This window comes from Acinetobacter lwoffii, assembly GCF_024129355.1.
Taxonomy (GTDB): Bacteria; Pseudomonadota; Gammaproteobacteria; order Pseudomonadales; family Moraxellaceae; genus Acinetobacter; species Acinetobacter lwoffii_I.
This window is the reverse complement of record NZ_JAMXXP010000003.1, coordinates 126,580-146,797: the sequence shown is the minus strand read 5'-3', so window position 1 is coordinate 146,797 and position 20,218 is coordinate 126,580. Positions and strand designations below refer to the sequence as shown.

General features: G+C 43.2%; 20 protein-coding genes and 2 pseudogenes. 13 read left to right on the top strand and 9 right to left on the bottom strand.

The features are described 5' to 3' along the window. Positions 1-5 precede the first annotated feature (5 nt). Positions 6-884, bottom strand: a complete 879-nt coding sequence (gigC, locus tag NI468_RS03430; protein ID WP_004280761.1) for a LysR family transcriptional regulator GigC — start codon at positions 882-884, stop codon at positions 6-8. Between the two features lie 86 nt (positions 885-970). On the opposite strand from gigC, the gene NI468_RS03425 reads away from it, so the two are divergent. After that, positions 971-1,732 (top strand): ferredoxin--NADP reductase, encoded by a 762-nt coding sequence (locus NI468_RS03425; protein ID WP_219308629.1) that lies wholly within the window; start codon positions 971-973, stop codon positions 1,730-1,732. 217 nt (positions 1,733-1,949) lie between these two features. On the opposite strand, the pseudogene NI468_RS03420 reads toward NI468_RS03425, so the two are convergent. Further along, positions 1,950-2,294 (bottom strand): annotated as a pseudogene (locus NI468_RS03420) (transposase domain-containing protein); the annotation flags it as partial. Between the two features lie 108 nt (positions 2,295-2,402). Further along, entirely contained in the window at positions 2,403-2,825 is a 423-nt protein-coding gene (locus NI468_RS03415; RefSeq protein WP_004280758.1) for a hypothetical protein, read from the bottom strand. Between the two features lie 149 nt (positions 2,826-2,974). Between NI468_RS03415 and eat the strand changes: the two are divergent. The 7 genes and pseudogenes from eat (at position 2,975) to NI468_RS03380 (ending at position 9,787) form a co-directional block, all read left to right on the top strand. Beyond that, positions 2,975-4,417, top strand: a pseudogene (eat, locus tag NI468_RS03410) (ethanolamine permease). A gap of 25 nt (positions 4,418-4,442) precedes the next feature. Beyond that, positions 4,443-5,828 (top strand): ethanolamine ammonia-lyase subunit EutB, encoded by a 1,386-nt coding sequence (locus tag NI468_RS03405; RefSeq protein ID WP_253099925.1) that lies wholly within the window; start codon positions 4,443-4,445, stop codon positions 5,826-5,828. 9 nt (positions 5,829-5,837) lie between these two features. Beyond that, positions 5,838-6,653, top strand: coding sequence for an ethanolamine ammonia-lyase subunit EutC (eutC, locus tag NI468_RS03400; RefSeq protein WP_005247876.1), 816 nt, complete (start codon positions 5,838-5,840; stop codon positions 6,651-6,653). Between the two features lie 138 nt (positions 6,654-6,791). Then, positions 6,792-7,124, top strand: a complete 333-nt coding sequence (locus NI468_RS03395; RefSeq protein ID WP_129717675.1) for a hypothetical protein — start codon at positions 6,792-6,794, stop codon at positions 7,122-7,124. A 201-nt stretch (positions 7,125-7,325) separates the two neighbouring features. Continuing rightward, positions 7,326-9,272, top strand: a complete 1,947-nt coding sequence (locus tag NI468_RS03390; RefSeq protein ID WP_004732045.1) for a mechanosensitive ion channel — start codon at positions 7,326-7,328, stop codon at positions 9,270-9,272. A 68-nt stretch (positions 9,273-9,340) separates the two neighbouring features. After that, the gene (locus NI468_RS03385) at positions 9,341-9,508 is read left to right on the top strand and encodes a hypothetical protein (RefSeq protein ID WP_004732043.1); all 168 of its coding nucleotides are present in this window, start codon (positions 9,341-9,343) and stop codon (positions 9,506-9,508) included. Between the two features lie 129 nt (positions 9,509-9,637). After that, the gene (locus NI468_RS03380) at positions 9,638-9,787 is read left to right on the top strand and encodes a hypothetical protein (RefSeq protein ID WP_171260768.1); all 150 of its coding nucleotides are present in this window, start codon (positions 9,638-9,640) and stop codon (positions 9,785-9,787) included. 29 nt (positions 9,788-9,816) lie between these two features. Here the strand turns inward: NI468_RS03380 and NI468_RS03375 are convergent, their stop codons facing one another. Next, positions 9,817-11,016 carry a BaiN/RdsA family NAD(P)/FAD-dependent oxidoreductase gene (locus NI468_RS03375; protein ID WP_253099923.1) on the bottom strand — a complete coding sequence of 400 codons (1,200 nt, stop codon included), beginning with the start codon at positions 11,014-11,016 and terminating at the stop codon, positions 9,817-9,819. Between the two features lie 220 nt (positions 11,017-11,236). On the opposite strand from NI468_RS03375, the gene NI468_RS03370 reads away from it, so the two are divergent. Then, a complete protein-coding gene (locus tag NI468_RS03370) occupies positions 11,237-11,527 on the top strand; it encodes a DUF4870 family protein (RefSeq protein ID WP_253099984.1) in 291 nt (96 codons plus the stop codon). Here NI468_RS03370 and NI468_RS03365 read toward each other — a convergent pair. Continuing rightward, positions 11,524-12,405, bottom strand: a complete 882-nt coding sequence (locus NI468_RS03365; RefSeq protein WP_253099920.1) for a 1-aminocyclopropane-1-carboxylate deaminase/D-cysteine desulfhydrase — start codon at positions 12,403-12,405, stop codon at positions 11,524-11,526. The genes NI468_RS03370 and NI468_RS03365 overlap by 4 nt on opposite strands. A gap of 180 nt (positions 12,406-12,585) precedes the next feature. On the opposite strand from NI468_RS03365, the gene NI468_RS03360 reads away from it, so the two are divergent. Both NI468_RS03360 and NI468_RS03355 read left to right on the top strand, forming a co-directional pair. Continuing rightward, on the top strand, positions 12,586-12,768 hold the full coding sequence (locus NI468_RS03360; RefSeq protein WP_005104073.1) for an NF038215 family lipoprotein: 183 nt from the start codon (positions 12,586-12,588) through the stop codon (positions 12,766-12,768). Positions 12,769-12,871: 103 nt separating this feature from the next. Then, positions 12,872-13,495, top strand: coding sequence for a LysE family translocator (locus NI468_RS03355; RefSeq protein ID WP_253099917.1), 624 nt, complete (start codon positions 12,872-12,874; stop codon positions 13,493-13,495). A 69-nt stretch (positions 13,496-13,564) separates the two neighbouring features. Here NI468_RS03355 and NI468_RS03350 read toward each other — a convergent pair whose 3' ends face one another. After that, positions 13,565-14,752, bottom strand: coding sequence for an ammonium transporter (locus NI468_RS03350; RefSeq protein WP_005247869.1), 1,188 nt, complete (start codon positions 14,750-14,752; stop codon positions 13,565-13,567). 448 nt (positions 14,753-15,200) lie between these two features. Next, on the bottom strand, positions 15,201-16,181 hold the full coding sequence (locus tag NI468_RS03345; RefSeq protein ID WP_253099914.1) for an MBL fold metallo-hydrolase: 981 nt from the start codon (positions 16,179-16,181) through the stop codon (positions 15,201-15,203). Between the two features lie 268 nt (positions 16,182-16,449). Here NI468_RS03345 and NI468_RS03340 point away from each other — a divergent pair, with 268 nt between their 5' ends. Further along, entirely contained in the window at positions 16,450-16,566 is a 117-nt protein-coding gene (locus NI468_RS03340) for a hypothetical protein (RefSeq protein WP_086044934.1), read from the top strand. A gap of 54 nt (positions 16,567-16,620) precedes the next feature. Here the strand turns inward: NI468_RS03340 and NI468_RS03335 are convergent, their stop codons facing one another. Both NI468_RS03335 and metG read right to left on the bottom strand, forming a co-directional pair. Beyond that, positions 16,621-16,977, bottom strand: a complete 357-nt coding sequence (locus NI468_RS03335) for a hypothetical protein (protein WP_004280734.1) — start codon at positions 16,975-16,977, stop codon at positions 16,621-16,623. 142 nt (positions 16,978-17,119) lie between these two features. Further along, positions 17,120-19,180, bottom strand: coding sequence for a methionine--tRNA ligase (metG, locus tag NI468_RS03330; protein WP_253099911.1), 2,061 nt, complete (start codon positions 19,178-19,180; stop codon positions 17,120-17,122). Positions 19,181-19,405: 225 nt separating this feature from the next. On the opposite strand from metG, the gene NI468_RS03325 reads away from it, so the two are divergent. Next, positions 19,406-20,209: a hypothetical protein gene (locus NI468_RS03325; protein WP_253099908.1), complete on the top strand. Its 804-nt coding sequence runs from the start codon at positions 19,406-19,408 to the stop codon at positions 20,207-20,209. Positions 20,210-20,218 lie beyond the last annotated feature (9 nt).

Genomic DNA, 20,218 nt, shown 5'->3' with positions numbered 1-20,218 from the left:
ATATTTTAGCTTTCACAAAAATTCATAAAGGCTCTTAGACCTGGGCCCTGATATTTCTGGCGATGTACCAGCATAAACAGAGGACGAGTCAGCGACCAGAATGGTGTATCCAGAATTACCAATTGACCTTTTTCACGTAAAGGCTCAATCGCAAGTTTGGAAATACAGGACATGCCGATTCCGCCCGCTACGATTTTTAAAATCGCCTCATTATGACCGAGTGTTAGACGGATATTGGCATCCGGCACATCTTTTAAAATGGCATTGTCAAACACCTCACGGGTACCTGAACCTTCTTCACGCAAAATCCATTCTACAGATTTGAAATCTTCAGCGGTTAGTTCACGGTTCAATTGCGCAAGAGGATGATCCGGCGCACAGCACACGGCCAGCTCATCATCACGCCAATGGATACATTGGAGCTGTGGCAGATGACAGGAACCTTCAATTAAGGCAAGATCCAGCTGGAACTGATTCACCGCTTCAATCATTTGACGAGTATTACCGACTTGAAGCTGTAAATGTGCTTGCGGCTTGATTTTCAAGAAATCGGCCATCAGGTCAGGAATCAGGTAATCTGAAATCGTCAGGGTTGCACCTAAACGTAAATCGATACTTTGAAGCTCACCTTTAGCAACTTGTTCAAAGGATTCACAGCGGCCTAAAATTTCCAGGGCTTGAGGGAGAAGAAAGCGCCCCAGGTCATTTAGCTGTAAACGTTTGCCTAGACGGTCAAATAGTGGAGCACCCAGACCATCTTCCAGATCTGCTAAAGCCATACTAGCCGCACTTTGTGTAAGCTTGACGGCATCGCTAGCCTTCGTTACGGTACCCTCTTGTGCCACTGCTACAAAAACAGCCAATTGGCGTAAAGTCATGCGCATGAGTAGAGCCTTAACATTTAAAAAAATATTAATAAATTATGTTGCCATGCTACCATGAGCGCAGTCTTTCATGCCACGTTGAAATCATGTCAATTGAAAAATTTACCCGAGAAAAAGTTTTATCTGTACACCGTTGGACCAATACATTATTTAGTTTTACGATGACACGCCCGGCACATTTCAAATTTACTGCAGGGCAGTTTGCGCGTATTGGTTTGCAAGTGGGGGATGAACTGGTGGTTCGTGCCTATTCGGTGGTGTCATCTCCTTTTGATGAAACTCTGGAGTTTTTCTCGATTGTCGTTCCTGAAGGTAAATTTACCTCCAATTTACAGCACCTCAAAGTAGGGGATGAGCTGCATCTGGAAAAAATTCCTTATGGTTATCTGACTCTGGCACGTTATCAATTGCCTTTGCCTAAAGACCTATGGTTACTGGGTACCGGCACGGGGCTGGCACCGTTTATCTGCATGTTGCAAGACTTTGAAACCTGGAGCAAATACGAAAAAATCAATTTGGTTTATAGTGTGCGCACCCGGGCGGAACTTGCTTATGTGGACCGAATTCAGGAAATCGCTGAAACCTTTGGCGAAGGACATACTGGTTTTAAATTTATCCCGATTATTACCCGTGAACCCGATGCACCTTTGCACGACCGTTTACCGATTCTGATTGCCAATGGTGAGCTGGAAAAGGCAGCAGGTATCGCGCTTAATCCGGAAACGACGCATGTCATGCTTTGTGGTAACCCGGATATGGTCGATGATACCAAAGAAGCTTTAAAAGCCCGTGGCCTGACCATGAACCGTCGTGGTGAAGGTAATATCGCGGTCGAGAATTACTGGTAAGGCTGAAGGATTTATGAGCAAAAGCTCCTGCTTGAAGGCAATGCGGTTCTCTTAACAGGAGCGGGATTGTGATATCTAGGGGATAACGGTTTTTTGACATCTTAACTGTTCGAGGCCTTGTAGGCTTCGAATGCTTCTCCAAAAACAAACTACCTATCCCTGATCTAAGTTCCGATAGAAGTCTCCCATGATCAGCTGGGTAACGCTCGTGTCCCTAGTGCTGACCGGTCTGGTGAAATAGCCACTCCACAGGATCTGCACCAAGATGTTTACGTGCTTTGGTTAGACTAATGCGCGTCAGCAAGTCATAATAGGCTAACCACTGAGCGCAAATATTGAGTCTTCTTGCTGCTTCATGGATGAGGACAGCACGGAAAATCGCAATTCCAAGAACCAGCCAAATTACCTAGTCTGCAGGCAAGCTCCGCCTGCGAATAGTCGCGGAACTGCTCAACCTGAATGTGAACTCGACCCAATCAATAGGGATATTTTAAATAAAAGTACTCAGATTTGAGAGATTAAACAGATTATTAAGATCTAGAATATCCTGCTGAAATAGCATAAAAAATCCGATGCCAAACCTGACATCGGATTCTCTAATAAATTCCACAATGATTCAAATACTTAAGTTGAAAGTATTACCCATTGAGGAGGTTTTTTCGATTCAAGCTTAATGCACAAACATATCCATGGATTCACGGATTTCCTGAATGGCGGTTTCGACATCGGGGCTGAGCCAGGTCGGTTCAAAGAATCCTGCATAGTGTTCAATACGGTCTGCAGGCACTACCAGACGCACTGGACAGTCTTCTTCCAGTAAGCGCCATGGAATAATCGGTACTTCATTATCCAGCCATGCCGTTACATCTCGAATATCTATAATCATCGCATTGACACAGTCCGGAAAAGGCATCACGGAAAATTCTTCGGTACGACGACGGAAATATTCCAGATCCTGCCAGCGAAGCAGGAAGCTTGGCTTGCTGAATTCAATAATTCCAATCAGATGCTGATCACGGCTGTAGTGCAGCGTACATTGATGTGTGACGTCAGTATCAAGATCAAGCGATACACTTTGTTGACGATACGCCATATAACTCGGGTGTATAAATGAGAAGGTGGATAATTATAACGCATTTCATCGCTGAAAGGCAGCGTCTCAACTGTCTTCACTAAAGCCTGCGGAACCGGTATGGCTTATGCATATCTTCAGGGAACAACGATAAAAACAACGAGGTTGCTATGTCAGAGTCAAAAAGTGTGATTGATACCAGTGTGACTGAAACAGCAGTACAAGAAGATTATTTTGCCTTGCGCCAGCTCAAGAAAGGCGCCGTAGGTTGGCTGCTTCTCGTCGGTCTGGGGGTCGCGTATGTGATTTCCGGTGACTTCGCTGGCTGGAATTTTGGTTTGGCACAGGGGGGGTGGGGAGGCATGTTTATTGCGACCATTGTGGTGGCATTCATGTATCTGTGTATGTGTCTGGCCATGTCCGAAATGTCGACCATGCTGCCGACTGCAGGTGGGGGTTACAGTTTTGCTCGTACTGCTTTTGGTCCCTTTGGCGGCTATCTGACCGGGAGTGCCATCCTGATTGAATATGCCATTGCTCCGGCAGCAATTGCCTGTTTCATTGGTGCCTATTGCGAAGCCTTGTTTGGTATTGGCGGCTGGATCATTTATCTGGTGAGCTATCTGGTTTTTATGGGCTTGCATCTGAAAGGTGCAGGTGAAGCACTCAAGATCATGTTTGTGATTACCGCAATTGCTGCGGTTGCCTTGATGGTGTTTATCTTTGGCATGTTGCCTCATTTTAATAGTGCAAACCTGTTTGATATTGCGGTCAGTACGGAAGCGGCGGGTGCAAGCAGTTTCCTGCCATTGGGCTATCTGGGCATCTAGGCAGCAGTGCCTTATGCGATCTGGTTTTTTCTGGCAGTTGAAGGGGTGCCACTCGCAGCCGAGGAAGCCAAAGAGCCAGCCAAATCCTTGCCGCGTGGCCTGATTGGTTCCATGCTGATTCTGGCATTCTTTGCGCTAAGTATTTTATTACTCGGTCCTGGCGCAGCAGGTGCAGATACGCTGAAAAATTCCGGTGCACCGCTGGTGGATGCCTTGGTGGCGGTCTATGGTGCCAATACCTGGATGGCAAGTTTCGTGAATTTTGTCGGTCTCGCTGGTCTGATTGCCAGTTTCTTCTCGATTATCTATGCCTATTCCCGTCAAATTTTTGCGCTCTCACGTGCCGGTTATTTACCGAAAAAATTGTCCTTAACCAACAGCAATCATGCACCTTATTTGGCCATCATTATTCCAGGGATTATTGGCTTCCTGTTATCCCTTTCGGGTGAAGGTGATTTGCTGATTCTGATGGCGGTCTTTGGTGCCACTATTTCCTATGTCTTGATGATGATGTCCTACATCAAGCTTAAACTGTCTCGACCAAATCTGGCACGTCCGTATAAAGCACCGGGCGGCATTGCCACAGCATTGATTGCTTTAGTGCTTGCAGCCATTGCAGTGGTCGCAGGCTTCTTGGTCGATCCAAAAGTCTGGCTAATGGCAGCTGCCATTTACGTGGCACTGATTCTCTATTTCTTGCTGTATAGCCGTCATCATCTGGTGGCCGGTACACCGGAAGAAGAATTTGTCCGTATCGAGGCAGCAGAAAAGGAATTGAAATAAACCATCTTGCAGGGAGAATACGCTTATGCTGTATCAGATCAATGTGGCCAGTCAGCATTATGTCTTTGAGGATTTAAAAACCTTATTGGCCAAGGCTACGCCTGAACGTTCTGGTGATCAGCTGGCAGGGATTGCGGCCGTGGATGCAACCGAGCGTGTCGCTGCACAAATGTGTCTGGTAGAGGTACCGTTACAGCAGTTTTTGCAAGAAGCAGTGGTTCCTTATGAAGATGATGAAATCACCCGCCTGATTCTGGATGAACATGATGCTGATGCCTTTTATCCGATCTCGCATTTTACTGTGGGGGATTTTCGTAACTGGCTGCTGAGTGCAGATGCCACCACAGAAAAACTTGCTGCTTTAAAAATGGGCTTGATTCCGGAAATGGTCGCAGCAGTGAGCAAAATTATGCGCAATCAGGATCTGATTCTGGTGGCAAAAAAATGTCGTGTAATCACACGTTTTAGAAATACCATTGGTCTGGAAGGTCATCTGTCGACACGTTTGCAGCCGAACCATCCGACTGATGATTTGATGGGAATTTCTGCATCTATTCTGGATGGGCTGATGTACGGCAATGGTGATGCAGTCATCGGAATCAACCCAGCTACAGATAATCTGCAGAATTTGACTGAGCTGCTCAAACTACTCGATCACGTTATTCAGGAATATGATATTCCGACTCAATCTTGTGTTTTGACCCATATCACTTCCGGCATTCAGCTCGCCAATAAAAATGTTCCGATTGATTTAATGTTTCAGTCTATTGCGGGAACCGAAAAAGCCAATACCGGTTTCGGCATCAATCTGGCGCTGTTACAGGAAGGTTATGAAGCCGCTCTAAGCCTGCAACGCGGCACCGTGGGCCAAAATGTCATGTATTTTGAAACCGGACAGGGCAGTGCCTTGTCTAGCAATGGGCATCATGGCGTGGACCAGCAGACTTTGGAAGCGCGTGCCTACGCCGTGGCGCGTAAGTTTAATCCCTTGCTGGTCAATACTGTAGTCGGCTTTATCGGGCCAGAATATCTGTATAACGGCAAGCAGATTATCCGGGCCGGGCTGGAAGATCATTTCTGTGGCAAGCTGCTCGGTGTGCCAATGGGCTGTGATATTTGCTACACCAATCATGCCGATGCCGATCAGGATGATATGGATATACTGCTGACCTTGCTTGCCAATGCCGGATTGAATTTTATCATGGGGATTCCCGGTTCAGATGATGTGATGCTGAACTATCAGACGACCTCCTTTCATGATGTTCTTTATATTCGACAGTTATTAGGACTGAAACCAGCTCCTGAATTTGACCACTGGCTGGAGCAGCAGGGAATTTTGGCGCAACAGTCTAATCAGTTGCACTGGCCGACCGAATTGCCGAAGCAATTTTCACGTCTGATCTTGTCTTGAAGAAGTGCTATGAAACTAATTGCTGATGTGAAATTTGAGTCTCAATTGCAGGATAATCCCTGGCAGAAGTTAAAAGCCTTTACTGATGCACGGATTGCCTTAGGTCGAACTGGGGGCAGCTTGCCGACTCGACCAAGTCTGGAATTTCAGTTGGCACATGCGCAAGCTAAAGATGCGGTACTGAAGCCACTTGATGTTGAATTCTTAAAATCTGGCTTAGCTAAAACGGGACTGCCTATTCTGGAAATTGAAAGCCAGGCGGTAGAGAAAGATCTTTATCTTAAACGTCCCGATCTTGGGCGTGTGCTTTCAGAACAGTCCAAAACGATATTGCAGCAATACCGGGCCGAACATCAGCAACATTGGGATGTAGCCATTGTGCTGGGAGATGGACTATCAGCACGTGCCATTGAGGAAAATAGCCTGCATTTTATTCCGGCCTTGCTAGAGGCATGCAAAGAACAAGGCTGGCAGATTGCCCCCTTAGTGATTGCCCGTGGCAGTCGTGTGGCACTGGGTGATGAATTGGCAGAAATTTTACAGGCGAAAATGCTGGTCATGCTAATTGGCGAACGGCCGGGTTTGAGCTCACCCGATAGTATGGGAATTTATTACACTTATAATGCTTTTAAAGGGTGTCATGATGCCTTGCGCAACTGTATTTCCAATGTCCGTTCTGCGGGCTTGGCCTATCCACTAGCTATCCAGCGACTGGTCGCATTGATGCGTAAATCCTGTGAGTTACAGCTTTCAGGGGTGCAGTTGAAAGATGAACACGAAACCCCAGTCGATATGCAACATAGCCCAGCCAAACGGCTATTTTAAAGTAGCATCTAGCAGAGAATTCTGATGGATTAGTGACTTACATCCCGTCACCATCTCACCATGTTTTGTCACAGAAGCCCTATTCACAGCTTGTTATTCTAAAAATCTACTTATGAATAACAAAGAGTGAGGATGGTTATGGTCGATGATTTCAATAAAAAACCACCTTTAAATCATCAGGCAGACGTGACGCAGAAAAAGCGTATCCCTGTTTATATCTTGATTTTGGTCGGTATTTTTTTACTCGCACTACTGTTCTATATGTTTGCTGACATGAATCCAGATGCGAATGATGCTCCTGCAGGACATCCAAATCCGAATGTACAGCCTGCTACCCCAAATAATTCAACTCCGGTCGGTGAGTCTACACAAGGCACCGCCACCATGAATGATGGAACGGAAGCTACAGCAACCGTGGGTGATGGCACAGAAGCAACAGCAACTGCGACTGATGGACAGGCGACTCAATAACTGAAAATACCTGAAAAGCTCTAGTGAACCACTGGGGCTTTTTTGCAATGGATAGTGATGTTTTAAGGTAGTGCCATCTACCTGGCTTGAGTCTGAAAACATCAAATCTAATATGAATCCGGAAGAAGAAGGGGCTGATTGTTTCAGGGAGATGCCCCCGATTTCAGATAAATAGCTTAATAACAAAGAGGGTAGAACAACATGAATGATTATATGAGAAGCCCGCGTGGTGGCTTCGATGCCATGTACTATTGGGATCAGTTCCATCCCATTCTTAGTGCAATTGCCATATTAGTAATTGGCTGGATCATTGCGTTACTGGTCTCGGCAGGCGTTAAAAAGCTCTTGCAAAAACTGGGCACCAATACACATTTAAATACGGCGACAGGTCATCACTCCAATGTGGAGAGCATTATCGCCCGCGTCGTGTTCTGGATTATTCTGATTATTGCCGTGATTGGTGCGCTGAACGTGCTCAATCTTACCAGTGTCAGCGGTCCATTCAGTAATATGATCCAGCAGTTCCTGTTATTTATCCCGCAGTTACTAGGTGCAATTGCAGTCGGATTCATAGGTTGGATTGTGGCCAATCTGGTGAAGATAGGGCTACAAAAACTGCTAGACCGAACGCAACTCGATGAAAAACTCAGTGCTGAAGTTGGTGTCAGTCCGATTAGTAAAAATATCAGTGAAATTGCTTACTGGTTAATTTTATTACTGTTCTTACCAATCGTGCTGTCTATTCTGGGGCTCAACGGTCTGCTGTTACCAGTTCAGAATATGCTGACCGATGTTGTTAGTTACTTACCAAACATCTTCATTGCTGCAGTCATCATTTTTGTCGGTTATATCCTGGCGAAAATTGTGCGCGGTATTGTTGAAGGACTATTAAACAGTCTGAACGTACAGCAACATGCTGAAAAAGTAGGCATCTTCAAAAACTCGAATGTTTCTCAGGTGATTGGTTCATTTATCTTCGCCGTGGTGATCATTACCGCACTGATCATTGCATTTGAAGCATTGGGTATCGAGGCCATTTCTCAGCCTGCTACAGCCATGCTGTATGAAATCATGAATGCCATTCCGAATATCATCGCTGCTGCGTTGATCCTGATTCTGGCGTATGTGGTGTCTAAACTGGTGGCACGTCTGGTGGTTGAAGTAGTTGCTGGTACAGGTGTTGATGAAATTCCTGCCAAACTGGATATCCAACGCTTTTTAGGCACGACTAAACTTTCAAGTGTAGTCGGTTTCCTGATCGTTTTATTCACCATGTTATTTGCAGTTTCTGAAGCAGCGAACCGTCTGGGCTTTGAACAGATCAGTGGCCTAATTGCAATGTTCATCTACTTTGGTGCCAACATCCTGCTTGGTGCGGTGATTCTGGTAATCGGTTTCTGGCTGGCGAATATTGTTGCGAATATCGTACAACGTGGTGAATATAACAGCTCGCGCTGGTTAGCCAATTTGGTTCGTGTCTTGATCATGGGGCTGGTTGTGGCAATGGGTCTGCGTGCGATGGGTATTGCCGATTCGATTGTTAACCTGGCATTTGGTTTAACTTTGGGTGCTGTAGCAGTGGCATTCGCCTTGGCATTTGGTCTGGGTGGCCGTCAACCTGCGGAACGTGTACTCACGGATTTGATTGATAAAGCCAAACGAGAGGCCAAAGACCCTAACCCAGTCAAAGAAAAAGCTGAGAACAGCATATTTTCTGGATTAGGTGGCAAGACCACAGGTACAAGTGCAACCGACATGTCAGGTACTACAGGTGCGGCGATGGGTATGAGTTCTACAGATAGCTCAATGAGCCAGTCCTCTGGTGGTTCGCAAACTGCTACAGGCACTAGCGATTCTTCAATCACAACTCCAGGAGCAGGCATCATGCCAAATCAGGATTCAGACAAGAATATGCCTATGGGTACGGATTTATCTCATACTACCCCGGCAATCCTTACCACTGCACCGCAGGATGATGAATCATTGGGTATTGATCCGGTCAATCCGGATGCGGATCAAGCCGTACCAGATTCACTAAAAGTCGATCCGACTCATCCGCCAGTCAATAATCCATTTGGTTCAACTGGAGAAAAAGAGCCGAATGTCGATATTGATCGTTCTATTCAGAAAAAAGATGACCTGAAATAACCTGTTATCTTTAAGCAAAATCGACCACGCTCATGTGGTCGATTTTGTTCAGTCATAAGGAAAAATGAATGAATACCAAAAAACCTAACAAAGTTCTGGCTCCTTTAGTCATTGCAGGAATTACGCTTGGCTTTTTTACCGCTGCCTATCGATTTGTTTTTGTGAAGAGCAAACAGGACGAGCAGTCTGAGCGAGAGCTGGATAAGAAAATACCAGAGACAGACGAATTTAACTGAGGAGTCAATCCTGCTCAGTCACCAGGAATAGAATTTATTTTTTAAAAAATATAGAATATTCAAGTGAATACTAAAATGATTTTGGTATTTTTCTTGCATTAAAAATATAAAGAAAAGGAGATCAACAATATGTGGAAAGCACTACAACATAAATTCATGGCATCTTCAGCAGATGACGTACCGCTATGTCTGCGAGAAGCTCAAAAAATGCAGCTGACGATTGACCGTTTAAAAAATACGGCCAATCTCAACCTGTTTAAAACAGACTATCTGGAATGAGTTAAGTAGCAAACCAGATTATCTATTGATTAAATATATTCCGATGCGGCATGTGCCGATGACCATGCCCATTGGAAATTATAGCCGCCCAAATGTCCGGTAACATCCAGTACTTCACCAATAAAATACAAGCCTTTCTGCTTTTTACTTTCCATGGTTTTTGAGGATACTTCAGTGGTATCTACACCACCCAAAGTCACCTCCGCTGTACGGTAGCCTTCAGTTCCTGAAGGTTTCACTTCAAAGCCATGCAGACGTGCCGCAATCTGTTCCAGTTTGTCATCGCTGATATTACCAATGGCAGTTTCAGCGCTTTCAGTCCAGATCAGACTTTGTAATTCAGCCACCACACTTTTCGGTAAATATTCATTCAGTAGTGTACGCAGCAAGACTTTGGGCTGACTTTGTTTTTTCGTTTTAAAGAAATCCAGTAAATCTACACTCGGTAAGAAATCGACCTTAAAGCTCTGTCCGACATTCCAGTAGTTGGAAAGTTGCAGGGAACTTGGCCCACTCAAACCGCGATGGGTAAACAATAGCGCTTCGGTAAAGCTATTAAGCTCATTCGAGAGAGTTGCTTCTACGGCATTACCGCTTAAGCGCGTGGTGACTTCTTTAAATCCGTCAGAGAAGGTAAATGGAACCAGTCCGGCACGGGTTGGATAGACGTGATGTCCAAACTGTTTTGCAATCTCATAGCCAATGCCTGAACCGCCAAGCGTAGGAATCGATAAACCACCGGATGCCACGACGACAGATTCAACTTCAAAGTATCCCAGTGAGGTTGCCACCTGAAAACCTTGATCATCGACTGGATTGACTGCTTTCACTTCGCAGCTGGTTTTGATATCGACCAGACCGGTTTTGTCACATTCCGCCAGCAGCATCGACAAGATATCTTTTGCACCATTTAAGGTAAACAGCTGTCCATGTTTGCGCTCTTCATAAGCAATGCCATATTCACAAACCAAGCCGATAAAGTCCCAGTTGGTATAACGCGTTAAAGCTGAAATCACAAAATGTGGATTGTGTGAAATATAATTGCTCGGTTCGACTTCCAGATTGGTGAAATTACATTTACCACCGCCAGACATCAGGATTTTTTTGCCAACCTTGTTGGCTTTTTCTACTACCACGACTTTGCGCCCACGTTGCGCAGCCATATACGCCGTCATTAAACCTGAGGCACCGGCACCTATGACTAGAACATCGTATTGCTTGGAAGACATTACACACTCAAGGGAGAAGAAAAGGGAAGCATTATAGACAATTTTATTTCAGCTTTCTCTATTCCAGAAAAATCAGTTCTGTGATTGCAGATTTATAGCGGATTTTAAACATAAAATATTTGAAAGCGGCTTAAAACTCATGCATAGTTTTTGTACAAACTAAAAACCTAATAACAAGGAAAAGCGAATGGCAAGTGTGGAAGATTTAAAATAATATAATCTGATTACATATATTCTTTATATTTTAGGATTTTTTCTTGGTCTGACTCCATTTATTGCAATTGTGATGAATTATATCAAGCGTGATGAAATGCGCGGTACCTGGCTGGAAAGTCATGTCGATTGGCAAATTAAAACCTTCTGGATCAGTTTGCTGGGCTATATCGTCGGTGGCTTATTGACTGTGATCTTGATTGGTTTCTTGATCGTGTTTCTGGTCTTTATCTGGCATATCTACCGCTTGGTCAAAGGGTTAATTGCCTTAAATAACAATCAACCGATTCAAGCTTAAATTGCTATAGAATTAAAGGGAATATTACGACCTTGCAGACCGCCACTATGAATGACCAGCAGTTTTGATCTAGCCGGAAAATAATTTTTCTCGATCAGATCAAAAATCCCCATCAGCATTTTAGCCGTGTAGACCTGCTCTAGTAGAATTGAAAATTCGGCTTCAAAATCCCGGATAAACTGCACCAAGGCTGCACTGGTTTTGGCATAACCACCACAACAATAATCATCGAGAATGTTCCAGTTGGTTTTTTTCGTCAGTTGGGCGACTTCATCTTTTAAAAATGAACCTTTCAGTGCGGAAAATCCTAAGATCTGTTGATGCGCGTGACTGGCTTCGATCAATCCGCTGATGGTGCCACCGGTGCCTACTGCACAACAAATCACATCAAATTGCGCATCGCTATCTTTTAATATTTCCTGACACCCTTGAATCGCCAAAGCATTGGTTCCACCTTCAGGAATCACATAATGTTCAGGAAATTGTCGAGCGAGTTCGGCCAAATACTCAGGCTGTTGCTTGCGCCGATATTCATCACGACTGACGAAATGCAACTGCATCCCGAATTCTTGGGCGGTGGCTAATGTTGGATTCAATGGTCGATCAGCCAGTTCTTCACCCCGAATCACTCCAACACTCTGAAAACCAAACTGCTGTGCGGCAAATGCAGTAGCAGCAATATGATTGGAATAAGCACCTCCAAAACTCAGAATATGCTGATAACCCTGTCTTTTGGCTTCAAGAAAATTATATTTCAGTTTAAAAAACTTGTTGCCCGAGATTTGTGGATGCACCAGATCCAGACGACGTATTATTAAAGTAATATCGTGAAAATTAATCTGTTGATCTGGAATATTTTGGGCAATGGTTTCAAACATAAAAGTTCGCAAAGTTCATGATAGAGGCATTATAGCGGAAGTGCTAAAAATCAAAGTTTTTCAATAAGCCATTATTCGCTGAAAGCTATGGAATTGGTTGTAGATTGTCACAAATATTCCGCTGATTATTTAAACAACAATGCTAATCTAAACAGAGGAAACCCTGAGGAGGGTAGAATAATGAAAATATTATCCTGTGCTGTGTGGGTCGGCATGCTGCTCAGTCTGTCGGGCTGTGATGATGCGTTGAATAAACCTAAAACAGAAACCCGTACCATGATTATTGGTGGCGTACCTGTATATGAGCAGGATTATCAACTGCTAGACAAGCATTTGAGTGCTCAGGATCAGTTGAAACCTTAAGTAATTGCTATAGTTGAAATTCATGACAAATCCAGAAATTTTTACAGCAAATTGTCAGGTTTTTGCTTAAAATAGCCCTTCAATTTTTAAGTCAGGTTATCTCGTGGAATCATTCTGGATTTTAGGTTCGATTGCTTTTGCCCTGATGTTAGGCGCAATGAGTCCCGGGCCAACTTCTATTTATGTGGCAAAAAATTCAATTGCCATTTCACGTAAACATGGTTTATTTACTGCATTGGGTACTGGTCTCGGTGCAGCGATTTTTGGTCTGCTGGCGGTTCTCGGTTTGCAGGCATTTTTACTGGCTGTACCCTCAGCGTACCTGGCCTTAAAAATTTGTGGTGGTTTATATTTACTTTGGTTGGCGTTTAAAATCATTAAACATGCCAAAGATCCGATCGAAGCGGATACAACCATTAGCAAACAGATGTCTTTACGCCGTGCTTTTACCACTGGTTTAATCACACAGTTGTCCAATCCCAAAATTGCGATTGTGCTGGCCAGTATTTTTACCGCGTTATTGCCCAAAGAAATTCCAACGTATTTTTATTTTGTTTTGCCTGTCTTATGTTTCTTTATTGATGCAGGCTGGTGTTCACTAGTCGCAGTTGCATTATCTGCGGAAAAGCCACGTAGTGTTTATTTGAAGTTTAAGGCTTTGTTTGACCGCGCAGCAGGCGCAGTTATGACGGTACTTGGCTTAAAATTAATTTTTGGTATGAAGTAATTACTTCATCTAGATGCTCTGCTTATAAATAAAAAAAGCCCCTAGTCGTAGAGGCTTTTTTTATGTCTATTAAAAAGTATTTTCTTCCGAATTAGCAGAAATACGATGAATCGACAAGTCTGCACCATTGAACTCTTCTTCCTCAGTCAGGCGAATACCCATCAAAACCTTAAGCAGGCCATACACCAAAAAACCACCCGCCAAAGCAATGACAATCGCCAGCACTGTACCTATGAGTTGTGAAATTAAAGACACTCCTCCCATTCCTCCAAGCCATTGCTGACCGAAGATACCCACAGCTAATCCGCCAAAAGCACCACAAACGCCATGCAAAGGCCAAACCCCCAATACATCATCCACTTTGAGTTTATTTTGGGTATAGGTAAAGAGTTTCACAAAAATAATGCCGGCGCTGATCCCGATAAAAAAAGCACCTAACGGATGAACGACGTCTGATCCTGCACAAATCGCCACCAGACCTGCTAAGGGACCATTATGCAGGAAGCCGGGGTCATCTTTCCCCGCAACTTTGGCTGCTATTGTTCCACCGACCATGGCCATCAAAGAGTTAATAGCGACCAGTCCAGAAATGGCATCCAGCCGCTGCGCGCTCATGACATTGAAGCCGAACCATCCCACAATCAGAATCCATGAACCCAAAGCCAAAAAAGGAATTGATGAAGGAGGATGCGCGGTGATCCGGCCATCATTTTTGTAACGGCCATGACGCGCACCAAGTAGGATTATTGCGGCAAGTGCCATCCAGCCGCCCATTGCATGAACGACAACTGAGCCGGCAAAATCATGAAAACTTGCACCAAATGCATGGGTCAGCCAATCCTGAAAACCAAGGTTGCCATTCCAGATCATACCCTCAAAAAACGGATAGATCAGCGCAACCAGAAATAATGTCGCTAAAGCCTGTGAACGCATTTTGGCACGCTCTGCAATCCCTCCAGAGATAATCGCTGGAATTGCTGCAGCAAAAGTCAACAGGAAAAAACAGCGCATCAGATTGTAGCCATGATCGGCAGACAAGGTTGCAGCATCATGGAAAAAGTGCTGACCGTAGGCAATATAGTAGCCCACTAAAAAATAGGCGATGGCGGAGATGGCAAAGTCGGTTAGAATTTTACTTAGGGCATTGACCTGGTTTTTATGTCGAACTGTTCCAAGCTCTAAAAAAGCAAATCCAGCATGCATGGCAAGCACTAGAACTGCACCGAGAAGAAGAAATAATAAGTCTATATTTTGCATGGTGCGTTCCAATTTAGTGCGCGGGATCACAAAAGAAAATCAGTATATAGAGGCAAATTGATTGTAGAAGAGGGCTAAGCAAGGGAAATTTTGATGAAGAATTTCTTGAAATTGATAAGACTCGATATAAAGCACGTTACTATTTTTTTGCACCAAACTAAGACATGGCGAGAGTTCATAAAATTCAGATTTATATTATATTTTTAGGTTTTTATATTTATCGTAAGAAAAACGGTGCTAAAAAAGCATGCTAAAGGTGCACGTAAAAAGTAAAAGATTTTTAAGAAAAAATTTAAAACTAAACGAAACTATTGCTTTTAAATTTCAAAGCGTCATTCAAGTTTTAAATTTACCAAGTCATAGGGAATCTGGCTGAAGGATATTTAAAATAAATGAAACCCTAAAAAATTAGGGTTTCATGCTTAGATAAAATTATTGAAGTATTCAATTAATCTTTAAAATGTACCGGAATCCATTGATAGCTTTTATTGTCTTTAGAATAAATATGTCCAATCCCCGGAAATGGCAAATGTGGTGCTGCTACCGTCTGACCATTTTTCGCATATTCAGCAAAATATTTTAAGCGGGTTTCGATCGCCTTTTTCGGATCGACATCAAAGTCAACGCCGGTCTGTGGGCGATCAAACTGCAGCGTATGTGAGTGCACAATATCTCCAATAAACACTATCTGCTGACCTTTAGATTTTAAGCTAAAACCAAAATGCCCCGGTGTATGTCCAGCCGAACTGATGACATCGAAAGCATGGATTTTATCGCCAGTTTTAAAGGTTTTGAGCTGATTCTTGGCCTGATAGGGGGCAATGGCTTTCTTGATTTTATCGACTGTACCCAAAAAACCTGCCTGCTTGGCTTTTGGTAATTTTTCTACCGTTTTGGGATTCATCCAGAAATCCAGTTCAGCTTGAGACACATAAATGTTGGCATTAGGGAAATTGGCAACACTATTATTACTGATACCGCATACATGGTCAGCATGTAAATGCGTGAGCAGGATGGCATTCACCTGTTCAGGTTTATGTCCTGAAGCCTGTAAATTGGAATAGACTGAACCTAGGTGTGGACCATTACAGCTTGAAGTTCCGCTATCGACCAGAACCAGTTCTTTGGCTGTATTTACCAGAAAGGCATTCACGGAGGTCTGGATGCCTTTAGCTTGGTCGACGTAGTATTTTTTCAAGATCTGGTCGGCTTGGGCTGCTGGAATATCTTTAAATAAGGCTTTGGACAAATAATTGGTACCATCCAGCAGGGCAGTAACCTGGTAATTCCCGAAGTTATGCTGATAATACCCCGGAACCTGTTTTTGTTGTTGGGTGCTAGAAACGGTTTGTGCATGTATTTGAGAGATACCCGCCATTGAACCTATAGCAAGCAGTGACATGACGAGAGAAGAGGTGAAGTATTTCATGGCTATTCTTATGTAATTAAAGTCAATTCTATGTATTAGCACGGATGCCAGCAAAAAAGAATATGAATATATTTACCATTTTTTAAAATAGAAGTGCCGATTTGGCATCTGTACTAAAAATTAAGTCTGAATCTGTATATTGATTTTTTGAAAGTAAAGAATTTATTTTTGATGAAAATATTATTATAAATAAAATGCTTAGATACATTTCACTTTTTATGAAAAGCTCGTTAACATGGGGTATTACGAACAAGCTTTGGGTGTCGCGATGAGTTTTTGGAAAAGAAAAAACAATGCCAGCTTTGTATTTTTCATTATTACCTTATATTCACTACTGGGCTTTGGACTGGGCTATGTGATTTGGGAATTTGTGTTGCAAGGCTAAGTGACCCAGCAATAAAAAAGCCTCTAGAGATAGAGGCTTTTTTATATTTATAACTTATTTAGCACATTCAGGCTGAGAACGGTCAATCACTTGAGTGCCTTCTACACGATAGCCAATCTGGCCAATAATAAATGCTTGATTAAGCTGAGTAATTACCACATCAGAAAGTGCAACAGCACAACGGTCTTTTTCAATTGCGCGATCTACTGCTGTTTTGAAGTTAGGAATACCAAGTGGGAATAAAATCACAGGAACTTTATCTTCACCTTTAACACGTTCACCTTTCACAAACTGGTTTGAGTTTAGGTTGTAGTTTTTAGTAGATGCAACTGTCATGTCAGCCATACGTACCGAACAACCTGTAAATGCAATTGTAGACATCGCTAGAACTGAAACTAATAATTTTTTCATGCTTACCCCGAATAATTATAAAAGAATAAAAAAGCGCATTGATTTTATATTGAAAATATTAAAAATCAAGAAAGTAAATTTAACTGATGATATAAAAAAGCCCCTACATACGTAGAGGCTTTTCTTTTCTCAAAACCTAAACTTAAGACACTTTATCACCCGGTTTAGCACCAGATTCAGGTGAAATCACCCAAACACCGTCGCCATTACCCGCAGCTAGCACCATACCGTTAGAGATCCCAAAACGCATTTTACGTGGCGCAAGGTTTGCCACCATCACCACCAGTTTACCTTTTAAGTCTTCAGGTTGGTAAAACTCACGAATACCACTGAACACATTACGTGGCTCAGCTTCACCAACGTTTAAAGTGAGTTGAAGCAGTTTGTCAGAACCTTCAACCGTAGCCGCTTCCAAAACTTCAGCCACACGCAGGTCAACTTTCATAAAATCATCAATATTAATGATTTCAGCTTCACCGACTTTAGGTTCAGCTTTCTTTTCAATCTTCTTCTCTTTTTTCTTCTCAGCTTTTGCTGGTTCAGCAGCAGGAGCAGCTAAAGAATCTTTAGATGCATCCACCATGGCAGCAACCGCTTTTGGATCTACACGTTGCATTAAGGGTTGGAACAATGCAATTTCATGACCCACTAGAATGGTTTTGCGAGAAGCAAAATCGAAGCTTTCAAGTTGCAAGAAACCTTGAACCTGTTGAGCTAGTGTCGGCAATACAGGAGCCAAGTAAACTGCCAATTGACGGAACAGGTTGATCCCCACAGAGCATACATCATGCACTTGTTGTTCCTGACCTTCTTGCTTAGCAAGTGCCCAAGGCTTTTTCTCGTCGATGTACTGGTTGGCTTTGTCTGCCAGTGCCATGATTTCACGAATCGCCGCAGAGAATTCACGTGCTTCATAAGCTTGAGCAATTGAACTACCGGCATCAATAAAGCTTTGTACCAATTCAGGTTCAGCACATGTCGTGCTTAACTTGTTATCAAATTTGGTGTTAATGAATTTTGCACAACGGCTGGCAATATTCACGACTTTACCGACCAAATCTGAATTTACTTTCTGAACGAAATCATCAAGGTTCAGGTCAGAATCTTCAACTTTGTCAGAAAGTTTCGACGCGAAGTAATAGCGTAGATATTCAGGATTTAAATGCTCTAAATAGGTTTCCGCTTTAATAAATGTGCCGCGAGATTTTGACATCTTTTGGCCATTGACAGTCAAGAAACCATTCACGAATAAGCCTGATGGCGTGCGGTAGTTTGCACCTTCAAGCATTGCCGGCCAGAACAGGGCATGGAAATACACGATGTCTTTACCAATGAAGTGATAGACCTCATTTTCAGAATCTTTTTTCCAGTAGTCATCAAAATTCAATTCAGGACGTTTGGTTTTGATGTAGTTTTCAAAGCTCGACATATAACCAATCGGCGCATCCACCCAAACATAGAAATATTTGTTTGGCGCATCTGGAATTTCAAAACCGAAGTATGGCGCATCACGTGAGATGTCCCAGTCGTTCAAGCCATTTTCAAACCATTCGTCCAGCTTGTTGGCAATCGATACCGGCAAGCGACCTTCATCACGAGTCCATCTTTGCAGGTATTCACCAAAATTTGGCAATTTAAAGAAGTAATGATCAGATGATTTTTCGACTGGAGTTGCGCCACTTAAAGTGGAATGCGGATTCAACAACTCTGTCGCATTATAAGTTGCACCGCAGACTTCACATGAGTCGCCGTACTGATCTTCCGCCTTACATTTAGGACAGGTGCCTTTAATGAAACGGTCTGACAGGAACATGCCTTTTTCAGGATCAAAAAGCTGGGTCACCGGGCGAACAGCGATATTGCCAGCATCGCGGTTTTTTACATAGATTTCTGACGCACGGGCACGGTTGGTATCGCTATGCGTAGAATCATAATGATCGAAATGCACACCGAAACCGTCAAAGTCACGAATGTGTTCTTTTTGCACATTGGCAATTTGCGCTTCAGGTGAAATGCCATTCGCTTCGGCACGCAGCATGATCGCAGTTCCGTGAGCATCATCCGCACAGACATAAGTCACATCATGGCCCATTGCACGCATCGCACGTACCCAAATATCAGCTTGGATATAACCGAGTAGGTGACCCATATGAATCGGGCCATTGGCGTATGGAAGGGCGTTAGTGACTAAGATATTACGCACGGATATGACTCTCTCATTCGTATATTATGCAAGGTGCATGATTTTACCTGATGCACGTCCGAATACAAAGCAATCCTTTAAGTGAATCAAGTCCCTTTCAACGATAATTCGTGTCTAAATGTCTTTGTATTTACAGAATGTCTTGGAAATGTAGATTTCTCTATATTGCGCTGCAAATAACAGTAATAATAGGTCATTGATGTAAAAGCTTTGAGCTAGAAAACCATGATTGACGAAGATGATTTGGATTTCGACCAACCTGTCACGCGTATTAAGCAAAATGCTGCGAGTCAAAAACAATTGGGCAGTCAGATTTTAAAAGATGCAAAAGCTTATCTTGAAGGCATCTCGGCAGATGAACATACACTTTTAATTAAAACCTTATCGGGCTTGGCAGAGCAAGATGCTTACTTCCAAGTGCTTGCAGATCAGTTGGATCAACCGATTGGCGCGAAGTTTGCCAATGATGCTTTAAACCTCATGCATTTTTGGCCAACCATTCACCAATTTGAAGATGTTGAGCAATTTAATTTACTCGATATGATCAATAGCGAATATTTCCAAACTGAAATGCTCAAAGCCTTTGATGCCTTAGAGATTGATGAAGAGATTAAAGCCAAGCGTCGCCAGGTGCTGCTTGAAAGCTTGAAAATGTACAAGCTTGGTTTTTACAGTGGTTGTATTCCCAATGTCTATGCACAACTTGAAGGCATTTTGACTGATATTCTGATCAAAACAGGCTTTTTAAAGCAAAATGGCACCAAGTTTGTCGATGTCTATAAAATTGTACCGGGTTTAAAAGGCAATGAAATTAAAAGCCTGTGGCATAAGTTCAAAATCGCCATTGAACTGAATCCGTATTTTGCTGAACTTGCTGCCTATAAAATGGATTCAAGCTCGAATGTGACCATGACCCGGCACAACATGCTACATGGCACAGATGTAGACAATTTCAATCAAGCACGCAGCTTCATTCTGTTTATATGGTTGTTCTCTGCGGTCAGCTTTATGAGTACTTTGCGTGCCTAACCTGAAGTA

Excerpts from the sequence above, each read along its gene's own strand:
- gigC (WP_004280761.1), bottom strand. The coding sequence starts at position 884 with ATGCGCATGACTTTACGCCAATTGGCTGTTTTTGTAGCAGTGGCACAA.
- NI468_RS03425 (WP_219308629.1), top strand. The coding sequence starts at position 971 with ATGTCAATTGAAAAATTTACCCGAGAAAAAGTTTTATCTGTACACCGT.
- NI468_RS03415 (WP_004280758.1), bottom strand. The coding sequence starts at position 2,825 with ATGGCGTATCGTCAACAAAGTGTATCGCTTGATCTTGATACTGACGTC.
- NI468_RS03405 (WP_253099925.1), top strand. The coding sequence starts at position 4,443 with ATGCTGTATCAGATCAATGTGGCCAGTCAGCATTATGTCTTTGAGGAT.
- eutC (WP_005247876.1), top strand. The coding sequence starts at position 5,838 with ATGAAACTAATTGCTGATGTGAAATTTGAGTCTCAATTGCAGGATAAT.
- NI468_RS03395 (WP_129717675.1), top strand. The coding sequence starts at position 6,792 with ATGGTCGATGATTTCAATAAAAAACCACCTTTAAATCATCAGGCAGAC.
- NI468_RS03390 (WP_004732045.1), top strand. The coding sequence starts at position 7,326 with ATGAATGATTATATGAGAAGCCCGCGTGGTGGCTTCGATGCCATGTAC.
- NI468_RS03385 (WP_004732043.1), top strand. The coding sequence starts at position 9,341 with ATGAATACCAAAAAACCTAACAAAGTTCTGGCTCCTTTAGTCATTGCA.
- NI468_RS03380 (WP_171260768.1), top strand. The coding sequence starts at position 9,638 with ATGTGGAAAGCACTACAACATAAATTCATGGCATCTTCAGCAGATGAC.
- NI468_RS03375 (WP_253099923.1), bottom strand. The coding sequence starts at position 11,016 with ATGTCTTCCAAGCAATACGATGTTCTAGTCATAGGTGCCGGTGCCTCA.
- NI468_RS03365 (WP_253099920.1), bottom strand. The coding sequence starts at position 12,405 with ATGTTTGAAACCATTGCCCAAAATATTCCAGATCAACAGATTAATTTT.
- NI468_RS03360 (WP_005104073.1), top strand. The coding sequence starts at position 12,586 with ATGAAAATATTATCCTGTGCTGTGTGGGTCGGCATGCTGCTCAGTCTG.
- NI468_RS03350 (WP_005247869.1), bottom strand. The coding sequence starts at position 14,752 with ATGCAAAATATAGACTTATTATTTCTTCTTCTCGGTGCAGTTCTAGTG.
- NI468_RS03345 (WP_253099914.1), bottom strand. The coding sequence starts at position 16,181 with ATGAAATACTTCACCTCTTCTCTCGTCATGTCACTGCTTGCTATAGGT.
- NI468_RS03340 (WP_086044934.1), top strand. The coding sequence starts at position 16,450 with ATGAGTTTTTGGAAAAGAAAAAACAATGCCAGCTTTGTATTTTTCATT.
- NI468_RS03335 (WP_004280734.1), bottom strand. The coding sequence starts at position 16,977 with ATGAAAAAATTATTAGTTTCAGTTCTAGCGATGTCTACAATTGCATTT.
- NI468_RS03325 (WP_253099908.1), top strand. The coding sequence starts at position 19,406 with ATGATTGACGAAGATGATTTGGATTTCGACCAACCTGTCACGCGTATT.